The organism is Desulfocurvus thunnarius, from assembly GCF_055390965.1.
In genome coordinates, this window is sequence record NZ_AP042411.1 from 1,528,480 (window position 1) to 1,546,261 (window position 17,782).

The 17,782-nt window shown below is 72.7% G+C and carries 12 protein-coding genes; 7 read left to right on the forward strand and 5 right to left on the reverse strand.

The genetic code is table 11. The features are described from left to right. Positions 1 to 9 precede the first annotated feature (9 nt). Positions 10 to 2,514 carry a Lon protease family protein gene (locus ACZ5KV_RS06550; RefSeq protein ID WP_464241542.1) on the forward strand — a complete coding sequence of 835 codons (2,505 nt, stop codon included), beginning with the start codon at positions 10 to 12 and terminating at the stop codon, positions 2,512 to 2,514. Between the two features lie 108 nt (positions 2,515 to 2,622). On the opposite strand, the gene ACZ5KV_RS06555 is transcribed toward ACZ5KV_RS06550, so the two are convergent. The 3 genes from ACZ5KV_RS06555 to ACZ5KV_RS06565 all read right to left on the reverse strand — a co-directional run bounded on the left by ACZ5KV_RS06555 (position 2,623) and on the right by ACZ5KV_RS06565 (position 6,199). Next, complete coding sequence (locus tag ACZ5KV_RS06555; protein WP_464241543.1) at positions 2,623 to 3,282, reverse strand: GntR family transcriptional regulator; 660 nt, start codon at positions 3,280 to 3,282, stop codon at positions 2,623 to 2,625. A gap of 228 nt (positions 3,283 to 3,510) precedes the next feature. Further along, complete coding sequence (locus ACZ5KV_RS06560) at positions 3,511 to 4,374, reverse strand: radical SAM protein (protein ID WP_464241544.1); 864 nt, start codon at positions 4,372 to 4,374, stop codon at positions 3,511 to 3,513. A gap of 1 nt (position 4,375) precedes the next feature. Continuing rightward, positions 4,376 to 6,199 (reverse strand): FAD-dependent oxidoreductase, encoded by a 1,824-nt coding sequence (locus tag ACZ5KV_RS06565; protein ID WP_464241545.1) that lies wholly within the window; start codon positions 6,197 to 6,199, stop codon positions 4,376 to 4,378. A gap of 111 nt (positions 6,200 to 6,310) precedes the next feature. Here ACZ5KV_RS06565 and ACZ5KV_RS06570 point away from each other — a divergent pair, with 111 nt between their 5' ends. Next, entirely contained in the window at positions 6,311 to 8,002 is a 1,692-nt protein-coding gene (locus ACZ5KV_RS06570; protein ID WP_464241546.1) for a tetratricopeptide repeat protein, read from the forward strand. Here ACZ5KV_RS06570 and ACZ5KV_RS06575 read toward each other — a convergent pair. Both ACZ5KV_RS06575 and ACZ5KV_RS06580 read right to left on the reverse strand, forming a co-directional pair. Then, positions 7,999 to 8,979, reverse strand: a complete 981-nt coding sequence (locus ACZ5KV_RS06575) for a D-2-hydroxyacid dehydrogenase (RefSeq protein ID WP_464241547.1) — start codon at positions 8,977 to 8,979, stop codon at positions 7,999 to 8,001. The genes ACZ5KV_RS06570 and ACZ5KV_RS06575 overlap by 4 nt on opposite strands. A 25-nt stretch (positions 8,980 to 9,004) precedes the next feature. Continuing rightward, positions 9,005 to 10,078 (reverse strand): hypothetical protein, encoded by a 1,074-nt coding sequence (locus ACZ5KV_RS06580; RefSeq protein WP_464241548.1) that lies wholly within the window; start codon positions 10,076 to 10,078, stop codon positions 9,005 to 9,007. A 221-nt stretch (positions 10,079 to 10,299) separates the two neighbouring features. On the opposite strand from ACZ5KV_RS06580, the gene ACZ5KV_RS06585 reads away from it, so the two are divergent. The 5 genes from ACZ5KV_RS06585 (at position 10,300) to cysK (ending at position 17,742) form a co-directional block, all read left to right on the forward strand. Further along, positions 10,300 to 11,538 carry an ABC transporter substrate-binding protein gene (locus ACZ5KV_RS06585; protein WP_464241549.1) on the forward strand — a complete coding sequence of 413 codons (1,239 nt, stop codon included), beginning with the start codon at positions 10,300 to 10,302 and terminating at the stop codon, positions 11,536 to 11,538. Beyond that, on the forward strand, positions 11,535 to 14,486 hold the full coding sequence (locus tag ACZ5KV_RS06590; RefSeq protein ID WP_464241550.1) for an EAL domain-containing protein: 2,952 nt from the start codon (positions 11,535 to 11,537) through the stop codon (positions 14,484 to 14,486). The genes ACZ5KV_RS06585 and ACZ5KV_RS06590 overlap by 4 nt, the downstream gene beginning before the upstream one ends. A 244-nt stretch (positions 14,487 to 14,730) precedes the next feature. Beyond that, complete coding sequence (gene nifU, locus ACZ5KV_RS06595) at positions 14,731 to 15,561, forward strand: Fe-S cluster assembly protein NifU (RefSeq protein WP_464241551.1); 831 nt, start codon at positions 14,731 to 14,733, stop codon at positions 15,559 to 15,561. A 1-nt stretch (position 15,562) separates the two neighbouring features. Beyond that, the gene (gene nifS / locus ACZ5KV_RS06600; protein WP_464241552.1) at positions 15,563 to 16,807 is read left to right on the forward strand and encodes a cysteine desulfurase NifS; all 1,245 of its coding nucleotides are present in this window, start codon (positions 15,563 to 15,565) and stop codon (positions 16,805 to 16,807) included. Continuing rightward, complete coding sequence (gene cysK / locus ACZ5KV_RS06605) at positions 16,807 to 17,742, forward strand: cysteine synthase A (protein ID WP_464241553.1); 936 nt, start codon at positions 16,807 to 16,809, stop codon at positions 17,740 to 17,742. The genes nifS and cysK overlap by 1 nt, the downstream gene beginning before the upstream one ends. Positions 17,743 to 17,782: the final 40 nt, after the last annotated feature.

Consider the following 17,782-nt stretch of genomic DNA (forward strand, 5'->3'; position numbering starts at 1 on the left):
GAGGACCCCATGGCCCGCACGCGAAACAAGACCCTGGAAGTGCCCGTGGAGCAACTCCGCTGGCGCCTGGACCCCGAGGCCCTGCCCTTTGCCTCCACCGACGACCTGGAGCCCCTGGACGAGATCATCGGCCAGGAGCGCGGCGTGGAAGCCTTCCGCTTCGGCATGGGCATGGTCAAGAAGGGCTACAACATTTTCGTCACCGGCCGGCCCGGCAGCGGGCGTCTGGCCACGGTGCGCCGGCTGCTGGCCGAACTGGCGGCCAAGGACGGCGTGCCCGACGACCTGTGCTACGTGAACAACTTCGACCGGCCCGAGCAGCCGGTGCTGCTGCGCTTCGCGGCGGGCCGGGGCGCCCGCTTCAAGGAAGGCATGCGCAAGTTCCTGGACGACGTGCGCCGCGAGGCGCCCCAGCTCTTCGAGAGCGAGGAGTACATCGCCCGCAAGAACGCCATCGCCGAGGCCCACGAGCGCCAGGTCCGCGAATTCTACAAGTCCATCGAAGACAAGGTGAAGGACACCGGGCTCGTGGTGGTGCGCATGCAGATGGGCCCCATCCAGCGGCCGGACCTCGTGCCCCTGGTCGACGGCGAGCCCAAGCGCATGGTGGACCTGGAGGAGTTGGTCGAGGCCGGGCGCTTCCCCCGCGAGGAGTTCGAACGCCTGCGCGACCGGCGCCTGGAACTCAAGGAGGAGCTGGACGCCATCGTCCAGAAGGTCCGCGAGCTGCACAAGGAGGTGGCCGCCAAGCACGAGGAGGTGGACCGCCTGATGTTCACCACCCTGGCCCGCGAGCACCTGGAGCCGCTTTTCGAGGAGTATCCCGACCCCAAGGTCCAGGCCTACCTGGAGTCCGTGCTGGAGCACATGGGCAAGAACCTGGACGACATCCGGATGCTCGGCGGCGGGCCCCAGGCGCCCCAGGGCATGCCCTTCATGCCCATGGCGCCCAGCCCCGAGGCCATCCTGCACCCCTATTCCGTGAACCTGCTGGTGGACAACGCCGAGCGCACGGGCCCGCCGGTGGTCGTCGAATCCTACCCGACGTACCGCAACCTCTTCGGCAGCATCGAGCGCCTGGCCGACCGCATGGGCACCTGGCGCACGGACTTCACCAAGATCAAGGCCGGGTCATTCGTCAAGGCCAACGGCGGCTACCTGGTCATCAACCTGCTGGACGCCATCATGGAGCCCGGGGTCTGGCAGACCCTCAAGCGCTCCCTCAAGACCGAGACCATCGAGATCGAGACCTACGACCCGTACTATTTCATCTCGTCCACGGGCCTCAAGCCCGAGCCCATCGCCATGGACGTGAAGGTCGTGGTGCTCGGCGACGCGCGCATCTACTCCCTGCTGCGCCACTACGACCCCGACGTGCCCAAGATTTTCAAGGTCCGCGCGGACTACGAATCGACCATGGACCGCACGGACCGGGCCCTGGACCAGTTGGCCCGCTTCGTGCGCGCCGAGGTGGACAAGCAGGGGCTGCTGGCCTTCGCGGCCTCGGGCGTGGCCGCCGTGGCCGAGGAGGCCGTGCGCATGGCCGGGCGCCAGGAAAAGATGACCACGGCCTTCCCGGCCCTGGCCGACCTGCTGGCCGAGGCCGACTTCCAGGCCCGGCACGCCGGGGCGAAGGCCGTGGAGGGCGCCCACGTGCTCGCCGCCGTGGACGCGCGCGTCCGGCGCTCCAACCAGATGGAGGAGCGCATCCAGGAGATGATCGACCGCGGCAGCCTGTTCGTGGACGTGGACGGGGCCAGGGTCGGCCAGGTCAACGGGCTGGCCGTCTATTCCATGGGCGACTACGCCTTCGGCAAGCCCTCGCGCATCACCGCCGCCACGGCCCTGGGCAAGGAGGGCATCATCAACATCGAACGCGAGGCCGACATGTCCGGCCCGACGCACAACAAGGGCATGCTCATCCTGGCGGGCTACCTGCGCGAGCGCTTCGCCCAGGACAAGCCCCTGACCCTGGCGGCCAGCATCGCCTTCGAGCAGTCCTACGGCGGCATCGACGGCGACTCGGCCTCGTCCACGGAGCTGTACGCCCTGCTCTCCAGCCTCTCGGGGCTGCCCCTGCGCCAGGACATCGCCGTCACCGGCTCGGTGAACCAGAAGGGCGAAATCCAGCCCATCGGCGGGGTCAACGAAAAGATCGAGGGCTTCTACCTGTGCTGCAGGCACGCCGGGCTCACGGGCCGCCAGGGCGTGATGATCCCCAAGGCCAACGTCAAGGACCTCATGCTGCGGCCCGAGGTCGTCCAGGCCGTGCGGGACGGCACGTTCCACATCCACGCCGTGGAAACGGTGGAGGAGGGCATCGGGCTGCTCACGGGCACTCCGGCGGGCGCGCGCACCAAGGCCGGCTGGACCAAGGGTTCGGTCTTCGCCCTGGCCGACGCCCGGCTGCGCGAGCTGGGCCGGACCCTGCGCGAGTGGAACAGGCCCGAGGACAACGGCGCCCCGGCCCCGCGCAAGGGCGCGAGGAAGCCCCGGAAGAAGGACAAGCCGTAAACCCCCGGGGCCCCCGAGGCCCGGAAGACGGTCACGCAAAACGCGGGGGCCGCCCTCCCGGTGGGGAGGGCGGCCCCCGGCGCGCGAATGGCCGGTCGCTCCCTCGCCCTATTGGCCGAAGAGCTTGCGAATGTCCGCGAAGTGCTCTTCGATGGCGCTGCCCACGGCGGCCATGTCCTGGCTCTCCAGCACGGCGATGAGGTCGTCGTGCAGCGAGGCCTGGCGCTCGGGGTGGATGCCCTTGGCGCCGTAGTGGATGCCCAGGCAGGCCCAGTAGTAGTTGCCCAGCGACTCCCAGGCGCGCAGCAGGAAGGCGTTGCCCGAGGCGCGCACCAGGGCCTTGTGGAAGTCGATGTCCAGCTTGCGCAGGTTCTTGGTGTCCCCGGAGTCGGCGCACTGGTGCATCCGCGCGGCGATGTCGCGCAGTTCGGTCAGGTCCAGCTCGCCCGAGGCCTGGCGCTCGCGGGCCCATTTGACGGCCCGTTTTTCCAGGGCGATGCGCACGGCGTAGTAGTCGCCCAGCTCCCCGGGGGTGAACTCGCGCACCCGGGTGCCCTTGTAGGGCTCGGTTTCCAGGAAACCCTGGGCGATGAGGTCGCGGATGGCCTCGCGCACCGCGCCCTGGCTGACCTGGAGTTCCTTGGAGATGCGCGTCTCCACGATCTTCTCGCCCGGGCGGAACGAGCCGCTCAGGATGGCGTCGATGAGATAGTCGGCCACCTCGTCGCGCAGCACGCGGCGGTGGATCACGGTGTTGCCTTCGGTCATGGGAGTCCTCCTGGCCGGGCGCCCCGGGCCCCGGCCGTTCCGGCGGGCAGACGCCCGGCGGGATGATAATGACGCTCCGGTCATACATCATCTATCGGCTTTGGGCAATGGCCGAAATTGCGGATTTCGCAAAATTCATCCGGGGCAACCTTCCATTTTGAAAACTCTTGCCCGGATGAGCCCCGATTCAGAAAAAAATGGCGCTTTTAAGGAACCGAGCCGGGCAGGCTACAGCCCGCGCCGACGACGCAGGGGCACGCGCCCGGCCAGGGCCGCGTCGATGCGCGCCAGGGCCTCGGCCTTGCCGCCGGGCAGGCGCACGCGCAAAGGCAGGTAGTTGGAGGCATGGTCGGCCAGCAGCAGCCCGCGCGGCGGGCAGGTGTGCTCCAGCAGCGTCCGCAGCTCGGCCAGCATGGCCGGGGGCCCGGGCAGCGCGAAGCGCCCGGCGGCCGCGTCGGCGTGCAGCGGCGTGCCCGGCACGAGCATCAGGGTCAGGGCGCCGATGTATTCGGGCTCCATGGCCGTGAGCGCCGCGCCCGTGGCCCGGGCGTGGGCCTGGGAACCGGCCTCCCCGGCCAGGCCGAGCAGCACCGTGACGTTCAGGCGCAGCCCGGCGGCGCGGGCCCGGCGGCCCTGGGCGACGATGAAGGCGCTGTCCGCCCCCTTGCGCACCCGGGCCAGCACGGCGTCGTCGCCCGACTCCAGGCCCATGTACACCGTGGCCAGCCCGGCCTCGCGCAGGGCGCGCAACTCGGCGCCGGAGCGCGCGGCCAGGGAGCGCGCGCTGGCGTAGGCCCCCGCGCGGGTGACCCACGGCAGCCGCGCGCGCACCAGGGCCAGCACCTCCAGCAGCCGCGCGGCGGGCAGGGCCAGGGCGTCGCCCCCGCACAGGAAAACCCGGCGCTGGTCCCGGCAATGCCGCGCGGCGTGGTCCACGTCGGCGGCGACGGTGGCCGCGTCCTTGGGGCGGTAGGGGTGGCCGTGGTAGGCCCCGCAGAAGGTGCAGGCGCCGTGGGCGCAGCCCACGGCGACCTGCAACAGGATGCTGCCCGCCTCGTTGGGCGGGCGGATGATGGTGCCCTGGTGGTCCACGCTAGACCTTGGCCTCTTCCTCGGGCCGCAGCCAGTAGGGGTTGGTGATGTCCTCGAACACGGCCAGGGCCGCCGTGGCGCCCTCGCCCACGGCGGTGGCGATCTGCTGCACCCCGCCGATGACATCGCCGCAGGCGTACACGCGCGGGATGTTGGTGCGCATGCCCCGGTCGACCTCGATGCTGCCGTAGTCGTCCAGGCGCACGCCGAGCTGCTGGGCCAGGGCGGTGTTGGGGTTCCAGCCGATGGCCAGAAACGCGCCGTCCACCTTCAGCTCGCGCACGCCGCCGTCGGCCGTGTCGCGCAGGCGCACGGCGGCCAGCCCCTCGGGCCCGGGCACGAAGGCCTCGACCTCGGCGTTCCAGATCACGGGGATACCGGCCTTGTCCACGCCGTTTTGCAGGTGGCGTTCGGCGCGGAAGGCGTCGCGCCGGTGGACGATGGTCACGCCCACGCCCATGTTCTTCAGGTGCAGGGCCTCGGTGAGGGCGGTGTTGCCGCCGCCGACCATGATGACCTCGCGGCCCTTGTAGGCCCAGCCGTCGCACGAGGCGCACACGCTGACCCCCCGGCCGAAGAGCTGCGTCTCGCCGGGCACGCCCAGGCGCTTGGCGCTGGCCCCCGTGGCCAGCACCAGGGCCTTGGCCCGGTAGCGCCCGCGCGGGGTCAGCACCTCCACGGCGCGCCCGATCTTGACCTCCTCCACGGGTTCGCCCTCGCGCACGGTGCAATAGGTCCGGGCCTGCTCGGCGATCATCTCCATGAGCCGGATGCCGCCCACGTGCTTGAAGCCCGGGTAGTTCTCGACCTCGGGGGTCAGCAGCACCTGCCCGCCGATGGCGCCCTTTTCGAGGACCAGCGTCTTCAGGCCGCTGCGTTCGGTATAGATGGCGGCGGTCAGCCCGGCGGGCCCGGCCCCGGCCACGATCACGTCGTACTCCTCGGCCTGCGGGGCGCCGGGTTCCCCTGCGGCCTCGCCGTCACGGGCCTGGCGCAGCAGTTCGCCCACCACGCCGCCCACGGCCTCGGGCCCCTCGGTGTCCAGCCGGGTGAACAGCTCCTCCACGGTCTCCCGGGCCAGCAGCTCGATGACGAAACGCTCCTCGGGCATGAGCCCTTTCTGGCGGAAGGTCTCGTCGATGACCGTCAGCGGCAGGGCCGAGGCCTCGTAGCGCGCGGCCAGGTCCTGGTTTTCCCCGGTTTCCACGCATTCGGCGCCGACCAGCCCGGGCCGCTCCAGGGCGGCGCGAAAGGCATTGGTCACCTGCCCGGGGCAATAGGGGCAGGTGGGGCTGATGAACACGCGCACCGCGCGGGGCTCGGTCAGTTCGGCCAGCACGCGCCGTGAAATCTCCGACAGCCCGCTGCTTCCGGCCGAGGCCAGCATGATCGTCTCGATGAGCACCCGGGCCTCCTCGCCCAGGGGCGCCCCGGTGTAGCGGATGGCGTAGCGGTCGGGCGCCACCAGCAGCGTGGGCGAGCGCGTGACCCCGCGCGCGGCGGCCTGTTCGGAGTCCACGTCGTAGAGGCGGACCACGATCCGCCCGCCCAGGCGCTCCAGGTCGCGCAGGAACAGGGTCATGGCCTCGTTGTACGGCTCGTTCTCCCCCTCCTTGGTGTAGGCTTCGAGAACCACCTCGTCGCGCATCCGCGCGAACAGTTCGCGCAGGTGCGCGCGGCTGTCCTCGGGCAGGTACCAGTCCCCGGCCCCGGCGGCAGTTCCGGCGGCGGCCCCGGCCTCGGGGCTCTCCTTGGAGTCCGCCCCGGGGGCGTCCGTGGGCTTTGCCGTGGAGGTCGCCCCCCTGGTCGTATCGTTTCCGCTCATGTCTTCCTCCATGCGCCCGCCGCCCGGGGCGAGGGCGCATCCTTGCGTTTTGGTGCTACAGCGGACAAACTACCACCCCTGCGCCACCCTGTTCAACCCCGGATGCACCGCATGCCCCTGTTTCGCCTCGCAGCCGCCCTGCTCCTGGCCACCCTGCTGGCCGCCGCCCCCTCCGCCCGCACGGCCCGCGCCGGAGACGCCGCCGCGCCGCCCCAGGCACCCCAGGTTCTGGACACGGCGCGGCGCGCCCAGCAGGCCCTGGAGGCCGGGGACGCCCAGGCGGCCCTGGACCTGGCGACCCAGGCCCTGGAGGGTGGCCTCGCGGGCGAGGAAAACCGCGCGGTGACCTTCAAGATCCGGGGCGCCGCGCGCCAGCTTCTGGGCGACCTGCCCGGGGCCCTGGCCGACTATTCCGAAGCGGTGGCCCTGGCTCCGCACTACCCCGAGGCCTTCCACAACCGGGGCGCGGCCTTTCTGGAGATGGGCGACCTTCCGGCAGCCCTGGCCGACTTCGACCGCGCCCTGGACCTGCGCCCGGACTACGCCCTGGCGCGCTTCAACCTGGCGCGCACGGCCCTGGAGCTGGGCGACGCGCCCCGGGCCGCGCGGGAGCTGACCGTGCTGCTGGCCCACGCCGGGCCGGACCCGGCGGCCCACTTCCTGCGCGGGCGCGCGCGTCAGGCCATGGGGCTGGCCGGACCCGCCCGGGAGGACTACGACGCCGCCCTGGAACTGGACCCCGACGACCCCCGGCCCCGGCTGGCCCGGGGCGTGCTGCGCCTGACCGGGGACGACGCCGCCGGAGCCCTGGAAGACTTCGAGCGCGTGGTCCGCGCCGTACCGGGCAATGCCGTGCCGCACTACAACCGCGCCCTGGCCCTGGAGCGCCTGGGGCGGCCCGCCGAGGCCGAGGCGGCCTACTCCGAGGCCCTGCGCATCGACCCCGACCTGCCCGACGCGCGCAACAACCGGGGAGCCCTGCGCAGCCTGGCCGGACGCCACGCCCAGGCCCTGGAAGACCTGGACCGCGCCCTGCGGCTGGTGCCGGATTTCGCCCCGGCCCTGCTCAACCGCGCCGTGGCCCGCGAAGCCCTGGGCGACGACGCCGGAGCCATGGAGGACCTGAACCGCGCCCGGACCCTGGCCCCGGACCTGCCCGGCCTGGAAGCCCGCCGCGCCCGCCTCGCCCTGGCCCACCACGACCACGCCGTGGCCGCCGAGGCCTTCTCCGCCGCCCTCGAGGCCGACCCCGCCGACCGCGAGGCCCTGCTGGGCCGGGCCCGGGCCCGGCTGCTCTCGGGTGCGCCCGGGGACGCGGCGGCCGACTGCACGGCCCTGCTCGCGGCCACCCCGGCCCCGGGGGCGGCCCGGCGGGCCGAAATCCTGCTGCTGCGCGGGCAGGCCCGCTTCCTGGCCGGGGATTTCGCCGGGGCCGACGACGACCTGGGCGCGGCCCTGGCCGCCCGCCCGGGCGCGCCCCTGCCCGCCCTGTGGCAATACATGGCCCGGCTGCGCGCCGGGCGCCCGGCCCCGGCCCCGGCGGCCCCGGCCGACCGCGCCGAGTGGCCCGCGCCCCTGCTGCTGCTCGTGCGCGGCGAACTGGCGGTGCAGGAACTGGAAAACCGCGCCGGGAACGATCCGGCGCGGCTGTGTCAGGCGGGGTTCCTGGCCGGGCAGGTGCTGCTGGCGCGCGGCGAGCCCGTGCAGGCCGTGCGCTGGCTCCAGCAGGCCGAGGCCACGCGGCGCACGGAGCTGCCCGAGTTCCACGCCGCCCGGGCCGAACTGCGCCGCCTGGGCTTTTAGCCGCCGACCACGTTCACCGGGCTCCCGGCCAGGAAGGCCCGGATGTTTTCCGCCACCTGGGCCATGAGCCGCTGGCGGGCCTCCAGGCTGGCCCAGGCCATGTGCGGGGTCAGGATACAGTTGTCCAGGCCCAGCAGCGGGTGGCCCGCCGCCGGGGGTTCCACGCCCATCACGTCCAGGGCCGCGGCGCCCAGGGGGCCGTGGGCCAGGGCCCGGGCCAGGGCGGCCTCGTCCACCAGCGCCCCGCGCGCGGTGTTGACCAGGATGGCCCCCGGGCGCATCCGCTCCAGGAGGGCGGCGTTCACGAAACCCGCGTTGTCCGCCGTCAGGGGGCAATGCAGGCTGATCACGTCGCTGCGCGTGAACAGTTCCTCCAGCTCCACAAAGGCGAAGGGCTCCCAGCCCGGCGCGGGCTTGGGCCGCGGCGCGTGGACCAGCACGTTCATGCCGAAGGCGTGGGCCAGCTCGGCCACGCGCGCGCCGATGCCGCCGTAGCCGACCACGCCCATGGTCCGCCCGGCCAGTTCCATCTGCGGGGTCAGCCAGTAGCACCAGTCCGGCCCGGCGGCCCAGCGCCCGGCGCGCACGCTGGCGGCGTGATCGCCCACGCGGTGGCAGCACTCCAGCACCAGGGCGAACACGAACTGGGCCACCGCCGGAGTGCCGTAGCCCGGCACGTTGCACACGGTCACGCCCCGGGCGGCGGCGGCGCGCACGTCCACCACGTCGTAGCCCGTGGCCAGCACGGCGATGAGCCGCAGGTCGGGCAGGGCCTCGATGTCCGCCGCGCGCAGGGGCGTCTTGTTGGTCATGACCACCCGGGCCCCGGCGGCCCGGGCGCGCACCTCGCCGGGAGCGGTGCGCTCGTGCACCGTGAGCCTGCCCAGGGCCGCCACGGCGTCCCAGGGGTTGTCGCCGGGGTTGAGCACGTGCCCGTCGAGCACGACCATCAGCGGTCCTTGGTCCTGTCCGGTCATCCTGTTCTCCTTGTGGCCCGGGGGTTCAAAGGGCAAGGGGCGGGCCCAGGGCGGCCAGGGCCGCCTGGGCCGCGTCGTGCCCGGCACGCACGCGCGCGGCCAGGGGGTCGGCCCCGGCGCGCCCGGCGGCGGCGTCGGCGGCCAGGGCGCGCAGCCGCGCCAGCAACGCCGGGGCCAGGGGCGCCACCGTGCGCCCGCGCGCGGCCTGCGCCGCCAGGGCCCGGGCGTTGGCCGCCGCCACGGCCACGGTCAGTTCGTGGTCCATCTGCGCGGCCACGGCGTCGAAAATCTTGCGCACCACGGCGGGCAACGCCTCGTAGGGCGCGCGGCGCACCACCAGCAGCATCCGCCGCCCCGGGGCCTGCCAGCCCGGGCCCAGGCCGTGGGGCGCCACGTCGGGCAGCCCGGCAAGGGTCTCGTGGTGCGCGCCGTGCCAGGCGGCGGCGTCCAGGGCGCCGCTTTCCAGGGCGCGGGCCAGAGCCGCCCCGCCGCCCGCGGGCTCCGGACGCACAAGGGCCCCGGCTCCGGCCAGCACGTCGCCCGCCAGCCCCCGGGCCGCCACGGCCAGCCCGGTCAGCCCGTCCGCCCCGGCGGCCTGGGCCACGGGCCGCCGCGCCCAGGCGAAGACCCCCGGCCCGGCGTCGCCCATGGGCCAGCCGTGGAGCCCCAGGGGCGCCAGGGCCTCGCGCAGCAGGGCCTGCCCGCCCATGTGCCGCAGCCAGACATCCAGACCCCGGCTGTCCAGGCCGAAGGGCACCCCGGAGAACCATTCCAGGGCCGGGGCATGCCCGGCCAGGGCCCAGGCGTCCAGGTGGGCGCAGTCGGCCTCCCCGGCCAAAAGCCGCGCGGCCGTCTCGGCCTGGGTCGCGCCCCCGGGGGCCGTGGTCACGTCCAGGGCCAGACGGCTTTCGGAGAGCAGCGACACCTGCCGGGCGAAGCGGAAGGCTCCGGCGGCGTACAATTCCAGCTCCGCGGGCCAGCCCAGGAGCATCCGCCAGCGCGCCCGGCCCGGGGGCGGGGTCAGCGCCCAGGCTCCGGGTGCCGCCAGGATTCCCGCCCCGGCCAGGGTCAGGGTCCGCAAAAAATCGCGTCTGTTCATGCCGCCTCCGCACCATGCGTCCGCATCCGCCGCCCGCCGCCGCAGGGCCGCCGCGCCGGGGCACGCTCCCACTCCACTACCGCACTCCGGCGCACCTACCACACCCGCCCCCGGAAGGCGAGCCGCGCCCCGGCCTCCCGGCCTGGAACATGCGCATATCGTTTGTGAAGATTGCGTGTCTTTGCTATAAGGACCGCACATCTTCACGCACCGGAGCGTGCATGACTGCCCTGCACCGCTTTTTCGCCGCAGCCCTGTTGCTGCTCACCTTCTGCCCCTGCGCTCCGGCCAGGGGCGGGGGGGAAATCGTGCTGGGCATGTCGGCGGCCTTCAGCGGGCCGACCCGGGGCCTGGGCATCGAAATGTACCGCGGGGCCCAGGCCTGCTTCGCCGAGGTCAGCGCCGCCGGGGGCGTCCACGGCCGGACCGTCGCCATCCGCGCCCTGGACGACCGCTACAGCCCCGAACCGGCCATCGAGAACACCATCACCTTCGCCGAGCAGGGCGACGTGTTCGCGCTCTTCGGCCAGGTGGGCACGCCCACGGCCACCCGCGTGCTGCCCCTGCTGCGCCGCTACCAGCGCCGGGACCTCTACCTGCTTTTCCCCCTCACCGGGGCCGAGCCCCTGCGCCAGCCGCCCTACGACCGCTGGGTGTTCAACCTGCGCGCCTCCTACGCCCAGGAGGCCCAGGGTCTGGTCCACAACTTCGTGCGCCAGGGGCGCACGCGCATCGCCGTGCTGCACCAGGCCGACGCCTACGGCCGCGCGGGCTGGGACGGCGTGCGCAAGGCCCTGGCCCGCTTCGACCTGGTCATCGTCGCCGAAGCCAGCCATGCGCGCGACGCGGGCCCCGACGCGGACATGGGCCCGCAGGTGGACATCCTGGCCGCCGGGCGTCCCGACGCCGTGGTGGCCGTGGGGTCCTCCGAATCCTGCGCGGCCTTCATCCGCCGGGCGCGCGACGCGGGGCTCGACGTGCCCGTGGCCGTGCTCTCCTTCGCCGGGGCCGAGCACCTGACGGACCTGCTGCTGCGCGCGGGCACGGCCGCCGGGCGCGACTATACCGAAAATCTCGTGCTTTCCCAGGCCGTGCCCAGCCACGACGACCCCGGCCTGCCCGCCGGGGCGGCCTTCCACCGGGCCATGGACCGCTTCGCGCCGCCGCCGCCCGCCGCGCTGGTGGGCGAGGACTACGTGCCCCTGCACTACAGCCTGGCCGCCTTCGAGGGCTACCTCGGCGCGCGGCTCTTCGTCGAGGCCCTGCGGCGCATGGGGCCGGACCCGCACCCGCGCATGCTGCCGGGGGCCCTGCGCGCCCTGGCCGGGTTCGACCTGGGCGTGGGCGAGCCCGTGGGCTTCGGGCCGGACGGCAACCAGGCCCTGTCCCGGGTCCATTTCGTCACCGTGCGGCAGGGCCGTCTGGTCCCGCTGCGCGACTTCACGCGGTGGCGCAAATGATCCTCTCCCGGCTGTTCAAGCGCACCCTGGGCTTCATGATCCTGGCCTTCGGGCTCATCGCCGCCGTCACGTCGCTGTACTCGTCCTACATCCTGCGCGAGCGCATGACCCGCGAGTTCGAGACCAAGGGCCTGGCCATCGCCGGGTCCGTCGCCAGCTCCAGCGTGGACCTGCTGCTCACCGACGACGCGGCGGCCATCCAGTCCGGCATCGACCAGTACCTGGGCATCGAGGGCGTGCGCTACGCCCTGGTGGCCTCGCGCCGGGGCGAAGTGCTGGCCCACACCTTCGTGCCCCGGGTGCCCGAGGCCGTCGTCTCCGCCCTGTGGGACCTGCGGGTGCGCACCGGCGGGCGCTTGCGCAGCCCGGAAATCCAGAACATGGACATCCCCGGCCTGGGCCCGGTGATCCACGTGAGCTACCCCGTACTGGCGGGCGAGGCGGGCACCGTGCACATCGGCATGGACCGGCGCATCATCGACGGCGTCATCCGCACCGCCATCATCAACCTGCACATCCTGACCTTCGGCGTCTTCGTGCTCTGCGTGGCGGCGGCCTATTCCTATACCGACAACATCTCCCGCCCGCTGACGGCCCTGGCGGCCTATGCCCGGCGCGTGCGCAAGCACGACTTCTCCGACCCGCCGGACATCCCGCCCCTGGGCGACGAGGTCGGCGAGGTGGCCGACGCCTTCCGCACCACGGCCCAGGAGCTGGCCGTGGTCATCGCCGACCTGGAGCGGCGCATGGGCGACGCGACCGCCGAAAGCCGCGACGCCCTGGCCACCGTCTCGGCCATCCTGCGCAACATGGCCGACGGCCTGTTCCTGGCCGGGCCGGACGGGCGGCTCGTCCAGGCCAACCCGGCCCTGGCGGCGATGCTCGGGCGCGATGTCGCCGCGCTGCCAGGCGTTCCGGCCACCATTCTGCTCGGCACGGACCCCGAAGGCATATTCCACGACGGCCTCGCCCGCCGCGAACGTGCCCGGGCGGAAATCCTGGTGCCCCGGGTGGGCGGCGAGCCTTTCCCGGCGGAAATCTCCCTGGCCGTCCTGGAACTGGGCGGCGCCCGCCACGTGGTGGGCATTCTGCGCGACGTGACCGCCCGCAAACAGGCCGAGCGGGAGCTGCGCGCGGCCCACGACGCCCTGGAAGAACGCGTGCGCGACCGCACCGAGGACCTGTGGCGCGCCAACGAAAAACTCAGCGCCGAAATCGCCGAGCGCCGCGCCGCCGAGGCCGCCCTGCGGCTGGCCGAGGCCAAATACCGGGGCATCTTCGAAAACGCCATCGAAGGCATCTTCCAGCTCGACCCCGAGGGCCGCTGCGTGGAGGCCAACCCGACCCTGGCGCGTATCTTCGGTTATCCCGACCCGGCCGAATTCCTGGCGGCCATGGCCGACGACCCGCAGGCCCTGGAGGTCGCCGCCGGGCGCGAGGCCGAGTTCCTGGCCCGGCTGCGCGCCGGGGGCGACGTGCGCGGGTTCGAATCCCAGGCCCGGCGCCGCGACGGCCGGGTGATCTGGGTTTCGCGCAATGCCCGCCCCGTGCGCGACGATACGGGCGCCACCCTCGGCTACGAAGGCTTTCTGCAAGACATCACCGAGCGCAAGGAAACCGAATCGCGCCTCATGCATCAGGCCTTCCACGACCCGCTGACCGGCCTGCCCAACCGGACCCTGTTCCTGGACCACCTGCGTCTGGCCATGGAGCGCGCCCGGCGCAACCCCGGCTACCTGTTCTGCGTGCTCTACATGGACCTCGACCGCTTCAAGATCATCAACGACAGCCTGGGCCACGGCATCGGCGACGAACTGCTCAAGCACGTCGCCCGCCAGCTCGAAGCCGCCGTGCGCGCCATGGACACCGTGGCCCGCTTCGGCGGCGACGAGTTCGCCGTGCTCCTGGAAGACTTCCATCACCCGCGCGAGGTGGTCGCCATCGCCAAGCGCATCCTGGGCGCCGTGCGCACCCCGGCCAGCCTCGGCGGCTACGACGTGCACACCTCGGCCAGCATCGGCATCGTGCTGCTCACCGAGCACTACACCCAGGCCGACCTCATCCTGCGCGACGCGGACACGGCCATGTACCACGCCAAGGCCGCGGGCAAGTCGCGCTTCAAGGTCTTCAACCGCCGCATGCACGAGCAGGCCGTGCGTCAACTGCGCCTGGAAACCGACCTCGCCCGCTCGGTGCGCAACAACGACTTCACCCTGCTCTTCCAGCCCATGCACGACGTGGCCACCGGCGCGCTCGCGGGCTTCGAGGCCCTGGTGCGCTGGGCCCACCCCGAGCGCGGCCTGCTGGCCCCGGCGGAGTTCATCCACGTCGCCGAGGACACCGGGCTCATCTTCCCCTTGGGCGACTGGGTGCTGGAGCAGGCCGGGGCCACCATCCGCGCCTGGGAGTCCCTCTTCGGGCCCGAGGCGCCGGTGGCCGTGGCCGTGAACCTCTCGGCCAAGCAGTTCATGCAGCCCGGCCTGAGCGCCCGGGTGGAGGCCCTGCTGCGCCGCACGGGCATCCGCCCGGCCAACCTGCGCCTGGAAACCAGCGAAAGCGTGCTCATGGACCACGCCAGCGCCGCCATCGACATGCTGCGCCAGTTGAAGGCCCACGGCGTGACCCTGGCCATGGACGACTTCGGCACCGGCTATTCCTCCCTGTCCTACCTGCGCCAGTTCCCCATCGACATGCTCAAGATCGACCGCAGCTTCGTCTCGCGCTGCGACACCGACGGCGAGGCGCGCGTCATCGTCCATTCCATCCTCGCCCTGGCCGAGAACCTCGGCATCGCCGCCGTGGCCGAGGGCGTGGACACCCACGCCCAGTTGACGACCCTGCGCCAGCTCGGCTGCGCCCACGCCCAGGGCTACCTGTTCTCCCGCCCCCTGCCCCGCGCCGAGGCCGAAGCCCTGCTGCGCGCCGCCCTGGGCCGACAAAAAACCTAGCCCCGCCCGCAAGGGCGCCGCACGCGCCCAGAGCCGGTGCCTTTCGCCCCCCGCCGCCCCTCGCCTCGCGGCGGCCGTTGTGCTAGGCTGGCGTGGTCCGCGCCCGGGCGGGAAAAAAACGGCCCCGGGGCCTTTGCAGGGCGGCCCATGCGTCTTATAGTGGACCGCAGCGATAGGAATTCGGGACGCCGGACGCCCGCGAACGGCAGCCCGCCGGGCAAGGCAGGCAAACAAGGAGGTTCCCATGTGGGACTACACGGATAAGGTCAAGGAGCACTTCCTGAACCCGCGCAACGCGGGGGCGATGGAGAACCCCGACGCGGTGGGCGAGGTCGGCAGCCTGGCCTGCGGCGACGCCCTCAAGCTTTTCCTCAAAATCAACGACCAGGGCGTCATCGAAAACGCCACCTTCCAGACCTTCGGCTGCGCCAGCGCCATCGCCTCGTCCTCGGCGCTGACCGAAATCCTCAAGGGCAAGACCGTGGCCGAGGCCGAGGCCCTGACCAACAAGGACATCGCCGCCTACCTGGGCGGGCTGCCCAAGGAAAAGATGCACTGCTCGGTCATGGGCGAAGAGGCCCTGGCCGCCGCGCTGAAGAACTGGCGCGGCGAGGCCGCCCCCGAGGCCCACGCCGAGGGCGAGCTGGTCTGCCGCTGCTTCGGCGTCACCGACGAGACCATCCGCCGGGCCATCACGGAAAACGGGCTACGCACGGTGGAGGAGATCACCAACTACACCAAGGCCGGCGGCGGCTGCGGCGACTGCGTGCCCCGGCTGGAGGAGATCCTGGCCGAGGTGCTGGGCCAGGCCCCGGCGCCCGCTCCGGCCGCCAGGCCCCTGACCAACCTCCAGCGGATGCAGAAGGTCATGCAGGTCATCGACGACGTGGTGGCCCCGAGCCTCAAAAAGGACGGCGGGAACATCGAGCTGGTGGACGTGGACGGCACGGACGTGGTGGTTTCCCTGCGCGGGGCCTGCGCAAGCTGCCCCTCCAGCCAGTTGACGCTCACGGATTTCGTGCAGAAGACCCTGCGCGAGCAGGTGGACCCGGCCATCCGGGTCAAGGGGGTCTGAGGTGGACCAGCACGCCAAGCCGCTGTATTTCGACAACAACGCCACCACCCGCGTGGCCCCCGAAGTGCTTGAGGAAATGCTGCCCCTGCTGACGGACCTCTACGGCAACCCGTCGAGCATGCACCGCTTCGGCGGGCAGGTGGGCGCCCTGCTGGCCCTGGCCCGCGAGCGCGTGGCCGCCGGGCTGGGCTGCTCGCCCGAGGAGATCGTCTTCACCTCCTGCGGCACGGAGTCGGACAACACCGCCCTGCACAGCGCCGTGACGGCCAACCCGGGCAAGAAGCACATCGTGACCACCCGGGTGGAGCACCCCGCCGTGCTCAACGTCGCCCAGCACCTGGAAAAACGCGGCTACGACGTGACCTGGCTGGGCGTGGACTCCCAGGGCCTGCTGGACCTGGACGAACTGCGCCGCTCCCTGCGCGACGACACGGCCCTGGTCTCGGTCATGTTCGCCAACAACGAGACGGGCACCATCTACCCCATCGCGGACATCGCGGCCATTTGCAAGGAACGCGGAGTGCTGCTGCACACCGACGCCGTGCAGGCCGTGGGCAAGCTGCCCATCGACCTCTCCACCCTGGGCGTGGACTACCTGGCCCTGTCGGGCCACAAGCTGCACGCGCCCAAGGGCGTGGGCGCGCTCTACGTGCGCCGGGGCGCGCCGCTGCGGCCCTTCATCCTCGGCGGGCACCAGGAGCGCGGCCGCCGCGCGGGCACGGAGAACATGGCCTCCATCGTGGCCCTGGGCAAGGCCGTGGAAATGGCCACCGCGAACATCGCCGAGGAGGACACCCGCGTGCGCGCCCTGCGCGACCGCCTGGAACGCGGCCTGCTGGAGTCCATCCCCGACGCGCGGCGCAACGGCCACCCGGACCGCCGCCTGCCCAACACCACCAACATCTCCTTCAAGTACATCGAGGGCGAGGCGATCCTGCTGCTGATGGACGAATTCGGCATCTGCGCCAGCTCGGGCTCGGCCTGCACCTCGGGCAGCCTGGAGCCCTCCCACGTGCTGCGGGCCCTGGGCGTGCCGTTCACCTTCGCCCACGGCTCCATCCGCTTCTCCCTGTCGCGCTACAACACCGAGGCCGAGGTGGACACCGTGCTGCGCGAGATGCCGGGCATCGTGGCCCGGCTGCGGGTCATGTCGCCCTTCCGCGAAGGCGCGGACGCGCCCGACGGCGGGGCCTGCGCCTGCTCCTGCTCCTGCGGGACCGACGGCGGGGAAGGAGGACACTGCTGATGCGCATCGCCGAAGACATGACCCGCCTCGTGGGCCGCACGCCCCTGGTGCGCCTGAACCGGGTGGCCGCCAGGCTGCCCGCCACGGTGGCGGCCAAGCTGGAGTTCTTCAACCCCGGCTCCTCAGTGAAGGACCGCATCGCCCTGGGCATGATCGAGGCCGCCGAGGCCGCCGGGCACCTGGCCCCCGGGGCCGTGGTGGTCGAACCCACCAGCGGCAACACGGGCATCGGCCTGGCCCTGGTCTGCGCCGTGCGCGGCTACAAGCTCGTGCTGACCATGCCCGAGAGCATGAGCCTGGAGCGCCGGGCGCTGCTCGCGGGCTTCGGGGCCGAACTGGTGCTGACCCCGGCGGCCAAAGGCATGACCGGGGCCATCGAAGAGGCCCGGGCCATCCTGGCGGCCACGCCCGGGGCCTTCATGCCCTCGCAGTTCGACAACCCGGCCAACCCCGCCACCCACGAGGCCACCACCGCCGTGGAACTCTGGGACGACACCGACGGCAGGCTGGACGTGCTGGTGGCCGGGGTGGGCACCGGGGGCACCCTGACGGGCGTGGCCCGGGCTCTCAAGGCCAGAAAGCCCGGGCTGCGCGCCGTGGCCGTGGAGCCCGCGGATTCGCCCGTGCTCTCCGGCGGGGCCCCGGGGCCCCACGGCATCCAGGGCATCGGCGCCGGGTTCGTGCCCGGCAATGCCGACACGGCGCTGTTCGACGAAATCATGCCCGTGGGCACCGACGCCGCCCTGACCATGGCCCGGCGGCTCATGCGCGAGGAGGGCATCGCCTGCGGCATCTCCGCCGGGGCGGCGGCCCACGCCGCCGTGCAGGTGGCCGCGCGGCCCGAAAACGCCGGGCGGCTGGTGGTCTGCGTCATCCCCGACACCGCCGAACGCTACCTGTCCACCTCCCTGTTCCAGGCGCCGGCCGCGCCCTGAGCGCCCGCCGCCCGCCCGCCAACCTTTCGCCCCTGTCAGG